Origin of the sequence: Paraburkholderia sp. J69-1, from assembly GCF_905220255.1 — a bacterium.
GTDB lineage: Bacteria > Pseudomonadota > Gammaproteobacteria > Burkholderiales > Burkholderiaceae > Paraburkholderia.
In genome coordinates, this window is the sequence record NZ_CAJMZG010000008.1 from 231426 (window position 1) to 248440 (window position 17015).

The 17015-nt window shown below is 63.6% G+C and carries 11 protein-coding genes; 7 read left to right on the top strand and 4 right to left on the bottom strand.

Annotated elements, in window-relative coordinates:
- Positions 1–13: 13 nt before the first annotated feature.
- On the bottom strand, positions 14–1510 hold the full coding sequence (locus U5A67_RS16805; protein WP_321815305.1) for a DHA2 family efflux MFS transporter permease subunit: 1497 nt from the start codon (positions 1508–1510) through the stop codon (positions 14–16).
- 155 nt (positions 1511–1665) lie between these two features.
- Complete coding sequence (locus U5A67_RS16810; protein ID WP_321815304.1) at positions 1666–2595, bottom strand: class I SAM-dependent methyltransferase; 930 nt, start codon at positions 2593–2595, stop codon at positions 1666–1668.
- Positions 2596–2827: 232 nt separating this feature from the next.
- On the opposite strand from U5A67_RS16810, the gene U5A67_RS16815 reads away from it, so the two are divergent.
- Together U5A67_RS16815 and U5A67_RS16820 are read left to right on the top strand one after the other, a co-directional pair.
- Positions 2828–3688, top strand: coding sequence for a LysR family transcriptional regulator (locus tag U5A67_RS16815; RefSeq protein ID WP_321815303.1), 861 nt, complete (start codon positions 2828–2830; stop codon positions 3686–3688).
- 338 nt (positions 3689–4026) lie between these two features.
- Complete coding sequence (locus U5A67_RS16820) at positions 4027–4671, top strand: hypothetical protein (protein ID WP_321815302.1); 645 nt, start codon at positions 4027–4029, stop codon at positions 4669–4671.
- 31 nt (positions 4672–4702) lie between these two features.
- On the opposite strand, the gene U5A67_RS16825 is transcribed toward U5A67_RS16820, so the two are convergent.
- Together U5A67_RS16825 and U5A67_RS16830 are read right to left on the bottom strand one after the other, a co-directional pair.
- Positions 4703–6106: an ATP-binding protein gene (locus tag U5A67_RS16825; protein WP_241024242.1), complete on the bottom strand. Its 1404-nt coding sequence runs from the start codon at positions 6104–6106 to the stop codon at positions 4703–4705.
- On the bottom strand, positions 6075–6830 hold the full coding sequence (locus U5A67_RS16830) for a response regulator transcription factor (RefSeq protein ID WP_241024224.1): 756 nt from the start codon (positions 6828–6830) through the stop codon (positions 6075–6077). Before U5A67_RS16830 ends, U5A67_RS16825 begins: the two co-directional genes overlap by 32 nt.
- Positions 6831–7008: 178 nt before the next feature.
- On the opposite strand from U5A67_RS16830, the gene U5A67_RS16835 reads away from it, so the two are divergent.
- From U5A67_RS16835 to U5A67_RS16855, 5 genes are read left to right on the top strand one after another with little or no spacing between them, the layout of a single operon-like run.
- On the top strand, positions 7009–8331 hold the full coding sequence (locus tag U5A67_RS16835) for an MdtA/MuxA family multidrug efflux RND transporter periplasmic adaptor subunit (protein ID WP_321815301.1): 1323 nt from the start codon (positions 7009–7011) through the stop codon (positions 8329–8331).
- Positions 8328–11435 carry a multidrug efflux RND transporter permease subunit gene (locus U5A67_RS16840; RefSeq protein WP_321815300.1) on the top strand — a complete coding sequence of 1036 codons (3108 nt, stop codon included), beginning with the start codon at positions 8328–8330 and terminating at the stop codon, positions 11433–11435. Before U5A67_RS16835 ends, U5A67_RS16840 begins: the two co-directional genes overlap by 4 nt.
- On the top strand, positions 11432–14776 hold the full coding sequence (locus tag U5A67_RS16845; protein WP_321815299.1) for an efflux RND transporter permease subunit: 3345 nt from the start codon (positions 11432–11434) through the stop codon (positions 14774–14776). Before U5A67_RS16840 ends, U5A67_RS16845 begins: the two co-directional genes overlap by 4 nt.
- Complete coding sequence (locus U5A67_RS16850) at positions 14773–16203, top strand: efflux transporter outer membrane subunit (protein WP_321815298.1); 1431 nt, start codon at positions 14773–14775, stop codon at positions 16201–16203. The genes U5A67_RS16845 and U5A67_RS16850 overlap by 4 nt, the downstream gene beginning before the upstream one ends.
- Positions 16203–16988: a response regulator gene (locus U5A67_RS16855; RefSeq protein ID WP_205985927.1), complete on the top strand. Its 786-nt coding sequence runs from the start codon at positions 16203–16205 to the stop codon at positions 16986–16988. Before U5A67_RS16850 ends, U5A67_RS16855 begins: the two co-directional genes overlap by 1 nt.
- Positions 16989–17015: the final 27 nt, after the last annotated feature.

Genomic DNA, 17015 nt, shown 5'->3' on the forward strand with positions numbered 1-17015 from the left:
ACCGCGCGCCGGTTCAAGAACGGCCTGATGACGTCGGCACGGTTGCGGGCGTCACGCCTGCTGTTGCTGCTGCGGGTGCGACGCCTGGCTCGGCTTCAATGCGCCGGAAAATCAGCGCGGAAATCAGCGTGATCGCGCCCACCACCGCGAAGCTCGCGCGAAAGCCGAGCGCCATCGTTCCGCCATGTTGTTCAACGAGGCTCACGAGCGCACCGCCGATCGTCACGCCCAGTCCCATCGCCAGCATCTGCACCATCGAAAAGAGACTGTTGCCGCTGCCCGCGTCTTCGTGGGAGAGGCCCTTGAGCGTGACGCTGTTCATCGCCGCGAACTGCATCGAATTGGCCGCGCCGAAGATGGCCAGCACGATAATTTCGACGATCACTGGCGTGTCGCGCGAAATGAGTGCGAACGCAACGATCGAGCCGCCCACAATCAAGGTATTCACGAGCAGGAACATGTCGTAGCCGTAGCGGCGGATCAACGGCGCGATCCAGCGCTTGGCCACCGTGCCCGCGAGTGCGGCAGGCAGCATCATGAGACCCGAGTGCAGCGGCGTATAGCCGAGTTCGAGTTGCATCAGCAACGGCACGAGAAACGGCACCGCGCTCGACCCGACCCGGCACACCAGATTGCCGATCAAACCGACACTGAAATTAGGCTCGCCAAACAGCGCGAGTCTGAACAGCGGCTCGCGGCGGCGGCGCGCATACGGCACATAGACGAGCGCGGAAGCGAGTCCCAGCGCGAATAGTCCCGCCGACCACGCCGCGCGATGCGTTTGCACCGGCGCATCGAAGGCGAGCGAAAACGCGATCATGCACAGCGATACCAGCGCACAACCCACCACATCGAAAGGCGGCGCGACGCTGCCCGACGCACGCGGCAGATAACGTTGCACCGCGGCCATGCCGGCAAGACCGATCGGCACGTTGATCAGGAAGATCCAGTGCCACGTGATGGCCTGCACGAACCAGCCGCCGAGCGTCGGGCCGACGATCGGGCCCACCTGGCCGGCCACCGAAATCAGCGCGAGCGCGGAGACATATTGCTCGCCGCTCACGGCGCGCAGCACGGCGAGGCGGCCGATCGGCATCAACATCGACCCGCCGATGCCTTGCAGCACGCGCGCGATCACGAGCTGGCCGAGCGTGTGCGAACTCGCGCAGCACACAGAGCCGAGCACGAAAATGAGGATGGCGGCGAAGTAGACGCGGCGGGTGCCGAAGCGGTCGGCGAGCCAGCCGGAGGCGGGCGTGAGCATCGCCATGGTGAGCGTGTAGGCGACGATCACCGGCTGCATCACGAGCGGTTGGACGCCGAGGCTGTGCGCCATGGAGGGCAGCGCGGTGTTGACGATCGTGGTGTCGAGCGCCTGCATGAAAAAGCCTGCGGCGACGATCCACAGCAACGCCGTCTGGCTTGAATCCTTGTTCATCGGGACTTCCTGAGCGCCGGCGAGCGGTTTGTCGTGCCCGGCGTGCGTGCCGCACCCGGCCCCGCGGCGCAATGATCTGCAATCCCGTCATGATATTGTCATCGCCCGCAATCGGGAACCCCACTAAGGACGCTGACTGTTATCGGGGATGGCGATAACAAGGCCATAGAGATACGATTCCAGTGACGCTGAGCCTTTGAAGCCTCGTGCCAGACAGACGCGTTCTGTTAGCTAAAGAGTTTCGCGCGCAGATGGTCGAGGATATTGCGCTTCGGGCGCACAGTCTCGACGATCGCGTTGCTGGTGCCGCTGCCGACCTGTGCGTCCCAGATCGTCGTGGTGAGGTTGCCGGTGGGATGATGCGTCACTTGCCAGCCGCCGCGGCGAAGCGCTTCGCGGAAGTAATCTTCCTGAAATCCCAATTCGAGCCAGCCGTGGTGCCGGATAGCCCATAGCGATTCGCCATCGAGGCGAACGCCCCACGGCACGGGGAATTTCTGGGTAATGGGTTCGGCGATGAAATAAAGGTGGCCGCCCGGTTTTATGATGCGGTGCAGCGCGCGAAGCAACCGGCGATGATCTGCGCAATGATGAAAGCATTCAAAGAAAATCGCAGCGTCGAATTTTTCGTCCAACCTTTCCGAGAGCAGGAAGTCGTCATTGATCGAGCGAATCTTCACGTCGAGTTGCGCAGCACGTTTCTGAACGAGCCGGCAAAAGCTTTCTTCAATATCAACGGTCGTGACGTCGTAGCCCGACTGCGCGAGCGCGAGCGCCATGTTTCCCCAGCCGGCGCCGAATTCGATCACGCGGGCGGGCGGGGCAATATGCATCCGGCTCAATAGCGCGGCAATTGCGGCGTATTGCGATCCGATTAATCGGGGTGATTGGGTACTGTAAGGAAAGACTTTTTCGAGCGTTGTTGCATCGACGGGATAAGCCTCGTTTTCCGTCTTATAGGGCTTACCCGCAATCTGCTGATAGAGATTCATTTGTTCCAGCAGATACTTCTCGCTGAAAGGATCGAGATCGACACCTACGGGAGCCATGTTAAAAGACTGAAACATGTCTCTTAGCGCGGCGTCAGAGATGGCAGCTGCGCGGTGACACTCGGCGATTTTCTGATCGAGCCCTTCGATCGTCGTGATCGTTTCCATGCGTCCTCTCGGGATTCCATGTCCGGGCGATATTACCACGTTGAAATATTTGGAAAGGAGTGCGTGTGATGTTCAGCGCAGAGTGTTCGGGATCGACGTCGAGCCCCTTTGATTTCAATCAGGCGCGTGACGTCATAGGGTGGGTCGCAAGCCCGGTTGGCAGTGCATTGAGTAATTGCAATTAGCGTATGTATGTAGTCAGTTTGACGATAACAAATAAGACATTCAGTCCATGCTCAATCCCATCTGGCTAAAATCCTTCGCGACCGTCGCGGCTTGCCACAGCTTCACCGAGGCGGCGCGTCAGCTCGATTTCACGCAGTCGAGTGTCAGCGAACACGTGCGCCGTCTCGAACAGGAAATCGGCCGGCGTCTCTTTGTGCGCGACACGCATTCGCTCGCGATCACGCCCGACGGCGAGGCGATGCTCGCGCATGCGGGCGCGATCCTTCAGGCGATCAATCGCGCCGAATCGCAATTTCGCGCGCCGCGTCTGCGCGGGCGCGTGCGCCTTGGCTGCTCCGACGATATCGCGCTCGGCCCGCTACCCACGGTGCTTACGGCGTTTCGTAACGCGCATCCGGACGTGGAACTCGAAATCACCATCGGCATGACGGGGCAGCTATACGAACTGCTGGATTCGGGCGCGATCGAGCTGATGGTGGGTAAACGGCGTCTGGGCGACAAACGCGGCACCGCGTTATTTACGGGCCGGCTCGAATGGCTCGCGCGCGCGGGCACGAGCGTGGATCTCACGCAGCCACTGCCGCTGATCCTGGTCGCCGAGCCCAGCGTGACGCGCGCGGTGGTGCTCGACGCGTTGGCGCAGACCGATTTTCGCTGGCAGGTGGTGTGCACGAGCAGCAGTCATTCGGGTTGTGTGGCGGCGGCGCGCGGCGGGTTGGGGATTACCGTGCGCCCGCAATATCTGGCCGCGCGCGGACTGGCGCCGCCGGTCAACGGCGCGAGTCTGCCTGTGTTGCCCGATGTGGAATTCATCGCACTGGCGGCGAAGCGCCTGAGCCGTCCGGCGCAGACGCTGCTGCAATTGCTGCACGACAGCGATCTGCGTGGGTCGTGGATTGGGGAGTGACCGGGGCGCCCAACAGCGCGCACTTTCGGATTCTTCGTATATGAATCTATCCCTGACAAGATCATTGTGTCGCGTGTAGGCGGTATTGCCTGCTGTAGTACGACAACACATTGATCGACCCTATGATGCGATGGTTGAAGAGCCTTGGCGTTGCCGCTGTGACTACACGCAGCGCCCGTGGGAAAACGATGCGTTTTTCTGCGGTGACATGGCGGCTGCTTATTGGGAGGAAGGAATGGGCCTCCTTCTCAAGACTCATCCACCCGACGAGTGTAGTCGCGCTTATGAGTTTGACTATGCTCATGACCGGCGCGGCGGCGCAGGCAGGGAGCCCTAACATGCCGACCAGAACCCTGTCGACGGCGCAGCAAACCGCACTTCTTCGCTACACCAAACTCGGACTTCGCTGGATAAAAGGTGACATCTCGTTCGAAGACGTCACGCAGGTGATGGGCGAGCCAGAACTGAAACTGGATCAGCCTGGAAAAACGCAATACTGCTATTACGTTGATGACGCGATGGCGGTGTACTTCATTTTCAATCGCGTCAGCGAAGCGCCGGGCGCGACCTCTTCAGTGGCGGGATTCCGTATTGAAGTCGGTGACGAGATAGAAACGCATATTCCCTACGAGCAATTCGATCGAATGGGATTGCAGCGCGTTGTCTATGGCGAAAAAATCGACGAAGCCCGAATCGAGCGGCGCGACTTCTTTGTTCCGGTCGGTGTCGGAGACCTCTCGCATTCCATACCGATCAATTCAGTCTCGTTCTGGTATCGGCTACCTGTGCCCAAAAACTCGCCCTACGATATCTACGCGGCGTTCAATTATCTTGCCGAGTTGATCCGTGAGACAGGACCGTGGGACTTAAGCATCGTGCGCCAGGCTACGAATTTGCGTTACCTGGGCATTGCGCGTGTTGATCGGGGCGCAAACGCAACTGCCGATCCGCACCCGCCGCTTCGCCATGGATCAACGCCGTGACATCGGGCCCGGCACAGATTGACACCCGCTTCTATCCCTGCACCTCACCCTCAACCACTCTTGCCCGCGTCGATTGACTCAACACGATCCGCGCGGTCAGCCCACTCGGGCGACGATTAATCAGCGTCAACTCGCCGCCGTGCGCGCGCACGATATCGCGCACGATCGCGAGCCCGAGCCCCACGCTGCCCGGCTGGCCGCGTCGCGAAGGATCGAGTCGCACGAACGGTTCCAGCACATCGCGCAGCCGCGTTTCGGGGATACCAGGTCCGTCGTCGCTGACGTCGATCAGAATCGTCTCGCCGCGCACCGACGCCACCACCACCACGGTTTCGCCAAAACGCAGCGCATTGTCGATCAGATTCGCCAACACGCGCTGCATGCCATCGGGGCGGCAGAAGCAACGGATCTGGTGCGGTCCTTCATAGCGGATCGCCGCGCCCGCTTCTTCGTATTCGTCGCAGACGGTCGCGATCAGCGCGCTCAGATCGAGCCATTCCTTGTTTTCGTCGCTATTTCCCGAGCTTAAAAACGATAGCGCCGACGACACCATCGTCTGCATCAGGTCGATGTCCTTGCGCAGTTTGTCGCGTACCGTTTCGCTTTCGTTGGTGTCCAGTTGCAGGCGCATGCGCGTCAGCGGCGTGCGCAGATCGTGGCTGACCGCCGCCAGCATGCGCGTGCGGTTGTGCAGCGAATGCGTGATGCGCTCCTGCATCATATTGAACGCGTGCGCGGCGCGGCGGATTTCGAGCGGTCCTTCCTCTTCGATCGGCGCAAGCGCAATTTCGCGGCCAAAGGCATCGGCTTTATCGGCGAGACGGCGCAGCGGCCGGACCACGCGCGACACCGCCCAGGCGGACATCGCCGCAATGCCCACGAACATGAACAGCAAGGCGCCGACAAAGGGAAACGTGAGACGCGGCGGCTCGGGGCCGATGCGCTGCGTGCGCGCTTCGAGCACGGTTGCATCGTCGTCGCGCAGGTGTACGACCACCTGGATCGTGCCGTTCGGATTGAGCGGATCGCAGGAATGCACGCTCACCGTCGCGCCGATATCGCTCAACTCGTTGCGCAGCGTGCGGCGCAGTTCGCCGTTATCGAGCGTGTTGACGGTGCAGCGCGAGGGCGTGCGCGTCATGCCCAGCGTGAGTTGCGGCGTTTGCAGCGCGAGTGCCGTTTGCGCGCGCGCGGCGGCGGGCGTGTTCGCCAGCACGCGCGCGGCGCTGGCGATGCGATAGGTCGGCACCCAGGGCCACGGCGGCGTGGGCGGTCCGCCCGGATAGAACAGCAGCAGGATGAACAGGCCGAACGTGATGGTCGACGAACACGCGATGATGGCGAGAATCTGCCCGAGCGTGGTGGAGAAGAAGTTGGAGAGGAAGCGGCGCATCAGGCGTGCATCACTCGAATACGACGTCGGGCTGGAAGGCATAGCCGTCCGCCCGCACCGTGCGGATGGTTTCTTCGAGCGGATCGTCGCCGCTGAGCTTGCGGCGCAGCCGGCTCACCAGCAGGTCGATCGAGCGCGAGGCGATCGGAAAGTTCTTGCCGCGGGTGAGCGCGATCAGTTCTTCGCGCGACAGCACCTGGCGCGGCTGGCGGCAGAACACCAGCAGCAGATCGGTTTCCGCGCCGGTGAGCGGGATGCGCAGGCCCGCGGGCGAGCGCACGAAACGCCGGTACGGATAGAACGTATAGCCCGAAAACGCGATGATCAGTTCGGCGCCCGGGTCGCGCGCGGCTTCGCTGCCCGATTGTGCGGATGACGCGGCGCCGGGTTCCGCGCCGCTGGGCGGACGGCGCAGCGCGGAGCGCATACGCGCCAGCAACTCGCGCAGATCGAAGGGCTTGGAGACGTAATCGTCGGCGCCCAGTTCGAGGCCGATTACTTTGTCGGTGGTCTCGACCAGCGCGGTCAGCATGATGATGCGCGGCCCGCCCGAGGCGCGCAGGCGGCGGCACAGTTCGAGCCCGTCCATGCCCGGCAGCATCACGTCGAGCAACACCAGTTCCACGCTTTCCTGCGCGAGCAGCGCCAGCGCCTGCTCGGCGCTGCCGGCGATGCGCGTGCGATAGCCTTTGCCGCTCAGAAACTGGGCGAGGGGAGCACTGATGTCCGGGTCGTCTTCGACGATGAGAATGGGGGCGTTGTTCAAGAGAAGGACGGCGCAGAAAGCGCACAGAAAAGTCCCTTACATTGTCCGATAATTCGTCGGCGCTGGGGCTGCATATCGTGTGTCAATCTGGATACATTGTGTTGATTCCATTAAAAATCAACAAGATAAGCGCGTCATGCCGTATCGTTCGCGGCTTCATTCACGTATCGCGAACGGCATGGACAAGCGAGTAGAGCCTCCCAAAACTCCTGATGAAACCGGTGTGCGCGAGCCGCACGAAAGCAGCCAGGCACGGCGCCGCCGCGTCTGGCCGTGGGCGCTGCTGGTGCTCGCGGTCAGCGCGGGCGCATTGTTCGCGCTGCGCCCGCATGGCGCACCCGCTGGCGGCCCGCCGGGATTTCCGGGCGGTCCTGGCGGCCCCGGTGGACCCGGCGGCATGATGGGCGGCCAGGCGCAATCGGTGGGCGTGGCGGCGGCGGCAACCGGCGATGTGCCGGTGCGTCTGAGTTCGCTCGGCACCGTAACGTCGCTGGCGACCGTTACCGTCAAGTCGCAGATCAGCGGCTATCTGCAGGCGATCGATTTCCGCGAAGGCCAGCAGGTGAAGAAGGGCGATCTGCTCGCGCAGGTCGATCCGCGCCAGTACGAAGTGCTGCTCAAGCAGTATCAGGGACAGGTTGTGAAGGACAAGGCGCTGCTCGATAACGCGCGCCTCGACCTCGCGCGCTACCAGCGCCTCGCCAAAACCGATTCGGTCTCGCAGCAGACGCTCGACACCGCCGAAGCCACCGTGCGCGAATACGAAGGCACGGTGCTCACGGATCAGGCCCAGGTGGATGCGGAAAAGCTCAATCTCACGTACTGCCGCATCGTCTCGCCGGTGGACGGGCGCGTGGGTCTGCGTCAGGTCGACGTGGGCAATTACGTGACGGCATCGGACACGGACGGCGTGGTCGTCGTGACCGAAACCGATCCGATCTCGGTCGTGTTCACGCTGCCCGAGGACGATCTGCGCCGCCTGAACAAGCGTCTGGCGAGCGGCGCGCGTCTGCAGGTCGTGGCCTACGACCGCGCGGGCGACGAAAAGCTCGCGGACGGCGTGCTCGATACCGTCGATAACCAGATCGACACCACGACCGGCACCGTGAAGCTGCGCGCGCTCTTCAAGAACGCCGACGGCGCGCTGTTCCCTAACCAGTTCGTGAATATCTCGCTGCTGCTCGACACGCTGCACGATGCGGTGACGATTCCGTCCGAAGCCGTGCAGACGGGCACGCCCGGCACCTTCGTCTATCGCGTCAACGACAACCAGACGGTGTCGCTGCGCAAGATCCGCACGGGCGCTGCTGCCGATGGCAAAACGGCTGTGCTCGCCGGTCTCGCAGCGGGCGATCGCATCGTGATCGACGGCGCCGACCATCTGAGCGACGGCGCGAAGATCCGCGAGCCGCAGCAGGGCGCCGCTAAAAATGCGGATAAAAACGCCGATAAGAACGCCACGAAGACCGCCGCCGAAGCCAAGGCCCGCCCGCAGTCATGAATCCGTCGCGCCTCTTTATTCTGCGGCCCGTCGCGACTACCTTGCTGATGGCGGCGCTGCTCGTCGTCGGCATGGTGGCGTGGCGCTTCCTGCCGCTTTCCGCGCTGCCCTCGGTCGAGTACACGACGATCCAGGTGCAGACCTTCTACCCGGGCGCGAGCCCGGACGTGATGACGTCCGCCGTCACCGCGCCGCTCGAACAGCAACTCGGCGAAATGGCGGGCCTCAAGCAGATGGCTTCGCATTCGTCGGCGGGCGCATCGGTCATCACGCTGCAATTCGATCTGGCCGTGTCGATGGACGTGGCCGAGCAGGAAGTGCAGGCCGCCATCAACGCCGCCGACAGCCTGCTGCCGAGCGATCTGCCCGCGCCGCCCGTCTACGCCAAGGTCAATCCCGCCGACGCCCCCATCCTCACGCTCGCCGTCACCTCGCCGACGATGCCGTTGACCGATGTGCAGGCGCTCACCAACACGCGCATCGCGCAGAAGATTTCGCAGATGTCGGGCGTGGGTCTCGTCACGCTGTCGGGCGGCCACAAGCCGGCTGTGCGCGTGCGTCCGAACATTCGCGCGCTGGCTGCGTACGGCCTGAACGTGGACGATCTGCGCACCACGCTCACCAACGTCAACACCAACGCGCCCAAGGGTTCGCTAGACGGCCCGCATCGCGCGTGGACGATCGACTCGAACGACCAGATCGAAGATCCCGAGCAGTATCTGGATACCGTGATTGCGTATCGCAGCGGCCGTCCCGTGCGTCTGCGCGATGTCGCCGAAGTGGTGGCGGGCGCGGAGAACACGCAACTGGCGGCGTGGAGCAACGACACGCCCGCGATCCTGCTGAACGTGCAGCGCCAGCCCGGCGCGAACGTCATCAAGGTGGCCGATTCGATCAAGGCGATGCTGCCCGCGCTCACGCGCGATCTGCCTTCGTCCGTACACGTTTCGCTGCTGACGGACCGCACGACCACGATTCGCGCTTCGGTCAAGGACGTACAGTTCGAACTGGCGCTGGCTGTTGCGCTGGTGGTGATGGTGATCTTCGTGTTCCTGCGCAATGTGCCGGCCACGCTGATTCCGAGCCTGTCCGTGCCGCTCTCGCTGGTGGGCACGTTTGCGGCGATGTATCTGTGGGGTTTCAGCCTCGACAATCTTTCGCTGATGGCGCTGACCATCGCGACCGGCTTCGTGGTGGACGACGCCATCGTCGTGATCGAGAACATCAGCCGTCACGTGGAAGCGGGCATGACGCCGCTGGACGCCGCGCTCAAAGGCTCGCGCGAGATTGGCTTCACGATTATTTCGCTGACCGTTTCGCTGCTCGCGGTGCTGATTCCGCTGCTGTTCATGGGCGATGTGATCGGGCGTCTGTTCTACGAGTTCGCGGTGACGCTGGCCGTGGCGATCGTGATTTCGGCGGTCGTTTCGCTCACGCTGGTGCCGATGCTGTGCGCGCGTCTGCTGCGCCCCGGCATGCACGCGAAGCAGCGTGAACACAAAGGCCGCGACTGGTTCGCCCCGGTCATGCGGCAATATGAGCGTTTGCTCACGTTCGCGCTCGACCACGAAAAGGCCACGCTCGCGGTTGCAGTGGGCACGTTTGCACTGACCGCCGCGCTGTATGTGCTGATCCCCAAGGGCTTTTTCCCGACCCAGGATACGGGCGTGATTCAGGGCATCACCGAAGCCTCGCAATCGATCTCGTTCGAGCGCATGAGTGCGCTGCAAACGCAACTCGCCGATGTGGTGCTCAAGGACCCGGACGTGGTGAGCCTTTCGTCGTCGGTGGGCGTGGACGGCAGCAACATGACGCTCAATATGGGCCGCATGCAGATCAACCTGAAGCCGAAGGACGAACGCAGCGCCTCGGCCAGCGAGATCATGCGCCGCCTGCAAACCGAAACCGCCGATGTGACCGGCATCACCTTGCATATGCAGCCGGTGCAGGACCTGAGCGTGGATACGCAGGTCAGCGCGACGCAGTATCAGTTCATGCTCGACAACCCGTCGATGGACACGTTGAGCACGTGGACCCCGAAACTGCTGGCGGAACTGCGCAAGCAACCCGAACTCACCGATGTCACGAGCGATCTCCAGGACGCGGGCCTTGCGGCCACCGTGCAGGTCGATCGAGCGACGGCGGCGCGTTTCGGCATTACGCTCGCGACCATCGACAATGCGCTCTACGACAACTTCGGACAACGTATCGTCAGCACCATCTTCACGCAGTCGGACCAGAAGCGCGTGATCATGGAAATCGATCCGAAGCTCGCGCGCGGGCTCGGCGCGTTCGATTCGATCTATCTGCCTTCGTCCACGGCGACGGACGGCCAGGTGCCGCTTTCGGCGGTCGCGCAGATCGTCACCAGCAAGAAGCCGATCCAGATTTCGCATCTGGGCCAGTTCCCGGCCACGACGATCTCGTTCAATCTCGCCAAGGGTGCTTCGCTGGGCGCGGCCGTCAAGGCCGTCAAGCGCGCGCAAGCCGCCGTGGCCTTGCCGGACAGTTTCGAAACGCGCTTTCAGGGCGCGACGGAAGCGTTCCAGTCGTCGCTGTCGAGCGAACTCTATCTGGTGCTGGCGGCTGTGCTTGTGATGTACGTGGTGCTGGGCGTGCTCTATGAGAGCTTCGTGCATCCGCTCACGATTCTCTCCACGCTGCCTTCGGCGGGCATTGGCGCGCTGCTGGCAATGGCAATGACGGGCGCGGATCTCGACATCATCGGCGTGATCGGCATTGTGTTGCTGATCGGTATCGTCAAGAAGAACGCGATCATGATGATCGACTTCGCCCTTGCCGCCGAACGCGACGAAGGCCTCACGCCGCGCGAAGCGATTCATCAGGCCTGCCTGCTGCGCCTGCGCCCGATTCTGATGACGACGATGGCCGCGCTGATCGCCGCCGTGCCGCTCGCGCTGGGCACCGGCAGCGGTTCGGAACTGCGTCACCCGCTGGGTATCGCGATGATCGGCGGTCTGGTGTTCAGTCAGGCGCTCACGCTGTTCACCACGCCGGCCGTTTATCTGGCGATGGAGCGCATGGCGGCCTGGCTGCGCGCGCGCGGCTGGACGCTGAATGACGCGCAGCGAGGCGCATCATGAACCTGAGCGCGATCTTCATTCGCCGGCCGGTCGCGACGATCCTGATGACGATCGCGATTGCGGTGGCCGGCGCGCTGGCGTTCGGCCATCTGCCGGTCGCGCCGCTGCCCGCGGTGGATTTTCCGACCATCCGCGTGCAGGCGCAGATGTCCGGCGCGAGCCCCGAAACCATGGCGGCCACCGTGGCTGCGCCGCTCGAACGCCATCTGGGCCAGATTGCCGACGTCACGGAAATGACCTCGCAGAGCAGCGTCGGCTCCACCGACGTCATTCTGCAATTCGGCCTCGACCGCGATATCAACGGCGCGGCCCGCGACGTGCAGGCCGCCATCAACGCAGCGCGCGCGGACCTGCCGAGCGCGCTCAAAGCGAACCCGAGCTATCGCAAGTTCAATCCCGCCGATGCGCCGATCCTGATCGTCTCGCTCACCTCGAAGACGCTCACGCCGGGCCAGCTTTACGACAGCGCGGCGACCGTGCTGCAACAGCGGCTCATGCAGATCGACGGGATCGGCAATGTCGATCTGAACGGCAGTTCGCTGCCCGCCGTGCGCGTCGAGCTGAACGCGGGCGCGCTTTTCAAATACGGCATTGGCCTTGAAGACGTGCGCGCGGCGCTTTCGGGCGCGAATGCGGATAGCGCGAAGGGCATGGTCAGCGACGGCAAACTGCGCTGGCAGCTTTACGCCAACGATCAGGCCGAACGCGCCGACGAATACCGCAATCTCGTGGTCGCGTGGCGCAACAGCCGGCCAGTGTTTCTACGCGATGTGGCGCAGGTCAACGACTCGGTGGAAAGCCTGCGCAACGTCGGCTATGTGAACGGCAAGCCTGCGGTGATGCTGTGGATCTTCAAGCAGCCGGGCGGCAATATCGTCGATGTGGTCGATCGCGTGAAAGCGGTGCTGCCGCAATTGCAGGCCGCGTTGCCGCCGGGCACCGAAGTCACGCTGTCCGACGACCGCAGCAGCACGATTCGCGCTTCGCTCTCGCATACCGAGCGCACGCTGGTGATCGCCGTGGTGCTGGTCGTGCTGGTGGTATTGGCCTTCCTGCGCAACGTGCGCGCAACGCTGATTCCCGCCGTGACCGTACCGGTCTCGATCCTCGGCACCTTCGGCGCGATGAAGCTGTTCGGCTACAGCCTCGACAATCTCTCGCTGATGGCGCTGACCATCGCCACCGGCTTTGTCGTGGACGATGCGATCGTTGTGCTGGAGAACATCTCGCGCCACCGCGAGCGCGGCGCATCGCGTTTCGAAGCGGCACTCGCCGGTGCGAAGGAAGTGAGCTTCACGGTGATTTCGATGAGCGTTTCGCTGATCGCCGTGTTTCTGCCGATCCTGCTGATGGGTGGGCTGGTGGGCCGCATCTTCCGCGAATTCGCGATCGTGCTGTCGATTTCGATCGCCGTTTCGATGCTGCTCGCGCTTACCACGACGCCCACGCTATGCGCGCTGTTCCTGCGCGATGAACACGCCGCTGCCGCGAAGCCGCGCAGCAGCAATCGCTTCATGCGCTTTTTCACGCGTGTGGGCGATACGTTTGGCCGCTGGTTCGACGCAGCGGAGCGCGTCTACGCGCGCACGCTGGGCGCCGCGCTGCGTCATCCGCTGCTCGTGCTGGCGACGCTGCTCGCAACCATTGCGCTCAACGTCATGCTCTATGCCGTGGTGCCCAAAAGTCTCTTTCCGCAGCAGGATAGCGGGCTGATGGGCGGCGGCATGATGGCCGATCAAAGCATCTCGTTCCAGGCGATGAGCGTGAAAGTGAAGCAGGCGCTCGCCATCGTCAAGGCCGATCCCGCCGTGCAGACGGTGGTGGGTTTCACGGGCGGTCACGGCACGAATCAGGCCTTTACCAGCGTCACGCTCAAGCCGCTCGACGAACGCAAGGATTCGGCGTTTACCGTGATGGCGCGTTTGCGCAAGAAGCTCGCGACGATTCCGGGCGCGCAACTGATGATGTTCCCGCGCCAGGATCTGATGGTGGGCGGGCGCCAGAGTTTTGCGCAGTTCCAGTACACGCTGCAAGGCGACGACACCGCGCAGGTCCAGCAATGGGCCACGCGCCTGACGGAAGCGCTCAAACACGTGCCCGCGCTCGCCGATGTCAGCTCCGACCAGCAGAACGGCGGTCTTTCGGCGAAGGTCGTGGTCGACCGCGCGACGGCGATGCGCTTCGGCCTCACGCCCGACACGATCGACGCCACGCTCTACGACGCGTTCGGCGAGCGCGAAGTATCGACCATCTACAAGGAGCAGAACCAGTATCACGTGGTGATGGAAATCGCACCGAAGTGGCTGCAAGACCCGTCCTCGCTCAACGATATCTATGTGAGCACGTCGGGCGCTTCGGCGAGCGGCACGTCGTCGACGAATGCGGTGTCTGGCACGGTGACGAGTTCGTCCTCATCGTCGTCCTCATCGTCATCGTCGAGCACCAGCAGTTCGACGTCGAGCGCGAGCACGAACGCGGCCACCAATTCGATTGCGACCAGCACCGGCGGCAGCGTGTCGACCGGGCAGGCCGTGAGCACCTCGAGCAGCACGATGGTGCCGCTCTCCGCGTTCTCGAAGCTGGTGGAGGCGCACACGCCGGTTTCGGTGAATCACCAGGGCCAGGCCGTCGCCGCGACGATTTCGTTCAATCTCGCCAATGGCTATCAACTGGCCGATGCCACCGCCGCCGTCGAGCAGACCGTGAAGGACCTCAACATGCCTAACTCCGTGCACGGCGCGTTTGCCGGCACGGCAGGCAGCGCGCTCGCGGCGGCGTCCACCATGCCCTTGTTGATCGGCGCGGCGCTGCTGGCGGTGTATGCCGTGCTCGGCATGCTGTACGAAAGCTATGTGCATCCGCTGACGATTCTCTCGACGCTGCCTTCCGCAGGCGTGGGCGCGGTGATCGCGCTGCTGGCGACCAACACGGAATTCTCGGTGATTGCATTGATCGGCGTGTTTCTGCTGATCGGCATCGTCAAGAAGAACGCGATCATGATGGTCGACTTCGCGCTCGACGCGCAGCGCACACAAAACCTCTCGCCCGCCGAGGCGATTCGCGCGGCCTGCGTGATGCGCTTTCGCCCGATCATGATGACGACCTGCGCGGCGCTGTTCGGCGCGGTGCCGCTCGTGCTCGATCAGGGTATGGGCGCGGAACTGCGCCGGCCGCTGGGCATCGCCATCATCGGCGGGCTGATCGTGAGCCAGTTGCTCACGCTCTACACCACGCCTGTCGTCTACCTCTATCTCGATCGCCTGCGCCATCGCGCGCGCGCCCTGTGGCGCCGCGTGTTTCCCGGTTCGTCCGGCGGCGCGATGACGGACACCTCATCATGAAGCTTCCTATCCGTATCAGCACGACTCTTTGCACGGCGATTGCGCTGGGCGCGACGCTGCTCGCGTTGCAGGGCTGTACCGTTGGCCCCGAATATCGCCGTCCCGATGTGGTGACGCCGGTCGCTTTCAAGGAAGCGCCGCAAGGCTGGAAAAACGCTGCGCCGGCCGATGCCGCCGCACGCGGCGACTGGTGGAGCGTCTACAACGATCCCGTGCTCGATTCGCTCGTGCCGCAAGTGGCCATCAACAATCAGAACCTGAAGGCCTACGAGGCGGCGTATCGCCAGGCGCTGGCGGTAGTGCGCGAAGCGCGCGCCTCGCTCGCGCCGACTGTTTCGCTCGCGCCCGGTGTTACGCGTGCGCGCAGCAGCAACGTCACGTCGACCACGGGTTCGCTCGAAGCCAGCGGCTCCTGGGATCTCGATCTGTGGGGCAAGGTGCGCCGCCAGATCGAAAGCGACAAGGCGAGCGCGCAGTCGAGCGCCGCGCAGCTTGCGGACCTGACACTTTCCGCCCAGGAAGAGCTTGTTTCGGACTACTTTTCGATGCGTTACCAGGACTCGCTCACGCGTTTGCTGAACGACACCGTGAAGGCCTACGAACGCAGCCTGGAGATCACGCGTAACCAGTACGAAGCGGGCGTGGCGGCACGCTCGGACGTCGTGACCGCGCAGACCACATTGGCGACCGCGCGTGCCTCGGCGATTGCGGCGGAAGAGTTGCGCGATCAGTACGAGCACGCGATTGCGCTGCTGATTGGCAAGCCGCCATCGGCATTGACGATTGCACCCGCGGAACTCGCGCAGAGCGTGCCCGATGTGCCGATGGTGGTGCCGTCGGCGCTGCTCGAACGTCGCCCGGATATCGCCGAAGCGGAACGCACGATGGCGCAGGAAAATGCGCTGATCGGCGTGGCCGTGGCCGCGTACTATCCGACCATTTCGCTTTCGGGCGTGGCGGGCTTTTCGGGCGCGGCGCCCTTGCTGACGGCGGCCAATACGCTGTGGTCGCTCGCGGCGAGCGGCAGCGAAACGCTGATCGATGGCGGCTCGCGTTCGGCGGCGGTCGATTCGGCGCGCGCGACTTATGACCAGAGCGTCGCCAATTACCGGCAGACGGTGTTGACCGCATTCCACGATGTCGAAGACGAATTGTCGAACCTGCGCGTGCTGGGTGAGCAGGCGGTGGCGCAGGACGAAGCCGTGAAACTCGCGCGCCAGTCGGTGCAGATTTCGCTCGACGAATACGAAGCGGGCACGGTCACCTACACCACGGTGGTGACCGCGCAGGCGACGGCGCTCTCGAACGAGGAGACCGCGTTGCAGGTGCGCTCGAACCGGCTGATTGCCAGCGCAAGCCTGATCAAGGCGCTGGGCGGCGGCTGGGACGCGTCGCGTCTGCAGGACACGAAGCAGGCGCAGCGTTGATGATCGGCGTGCAAGACATGCGTGTGGGCACGAAAGCGCGCGCCGAAACCACGGCGCGCTCGCAGCGCATTCTCGTGGTCGATTCCGATCGCGCGGTCTGCGAAATGCTCGAGGGCTTTCTCGGCGATGCGGGCTTTCGCGTGACGGTGCAGCATATGGCCGGGCAATTGGCGGCGGATATCCGCTCGACCTTGCCCGACCTCGTGCTGATGGAGCGGCGCTTTCCCGATCTCGACGGCTTCACGGCGCTCAAGCAGTTGCGCGGCCATGGCGACGCGACGCCGGTGATCGTGATGTCGACGCTTGCGGATGCGATCGATCGCGTGATCGGACTCGAACTGGGTGCGGACGATTATCTGGCCAAGCCTTTCGTGCCCTCCGAACTGCTTGCGCGCATTCGCGCGGTGTTGCGGCGCACGCTGGCGGGCGCGCTCTCCGATGCATCGTGCGCGAGTGCCTACGTGCACGCGAGGCAGCCGGATCTCAGCTTTGGGCCTTATCGCGTGGTATTTTCGTCGCGCACGTTGTTGCGCGACGGGGTGCCGCAACGTCTCACGGAAAGCCAGTTTTCGCTGCTCGCGGTGTTTGCGCAGCGGCCGCTGGTGACGCTCACGCGCAATCGCCTGGCGGTGCTGATGCAAGGCGGCATCCGCGAAAGCAGTGTGAATGTGGCCATTACGCGGCTGCGCGAATTATTGCCCTGCGATCCTTCGCAGCCGCACTGGATTCGCACCGTGCGCGGCGAAGGTTATCGCTTCGTGCCGGACCCGGCCGGCGAGGGCTGAATTCGCAGGCTTGCCGGAAGTGCGTGC

Coding starts and splice junctions, on each gene's coding strand:
- U5A67_RS16810 (WP_321815304.1), bottom strand. CDS start 2,595: ATGGAAACGATCACGACGATCGAAGGGCTCGATCAGAAAATCGCCGAG.
- U5A67_RS16815 (WP_321815303.1), top strand. CDS start 2,828: ATGCTCAATCCCATCTGGCTAAAATCCTTCGCGACCGTCGCGGCTTGC.
- U5A67_RS16820 (WP_321815302.1), top strand. CDS start 4,027: ATGCCGACCAGAACCCTGTCGACGGCGCAGCAAACCGCACTTCTTCGC.
- U5A67_RS16825 (WP_241024242.1), bottom strand. CDS start 6,106: ATGCCTTCCAGCCCGACGTCGTATTCGAGTGATGCACGCCTGATGCGC.
- U5A67_RS16835 (WP_321815301.1), top strand. CDS start 7,009: ATGGACAAGCGAGTAGAGCCTCCCAAAACTCCTGATGAAACCGGTGTG.
- U5A67_RS16840 (WP_321815300.1), top strand. CDS start 8,328: ATGAATCCGTCGCGCCTCTTTATTCTGCGGCCCGTCGCGACTACCTTG.
- U5A67_RS16845 (WP_321815299.1), top strand. CDS start 11,432: ATGAACCTGAGCGCGATCTTCATTCGCCGGCCGGTCGCGACGATCCTG.
- U5A67_RS16850 (WP_321815298.1), top strand. CDS start 14,773: ATGAAGCTTCCTATCCGTATCAGCACGACTCTTTGCACGGCGATTGCG.
- U5A67_RS16855 (WP_205985927.1), top strand. CDS start 16,203: ATGATCGGCGTGCAAGACATGCGTGTGGGCACGAAAGCGCGCGCCGAA.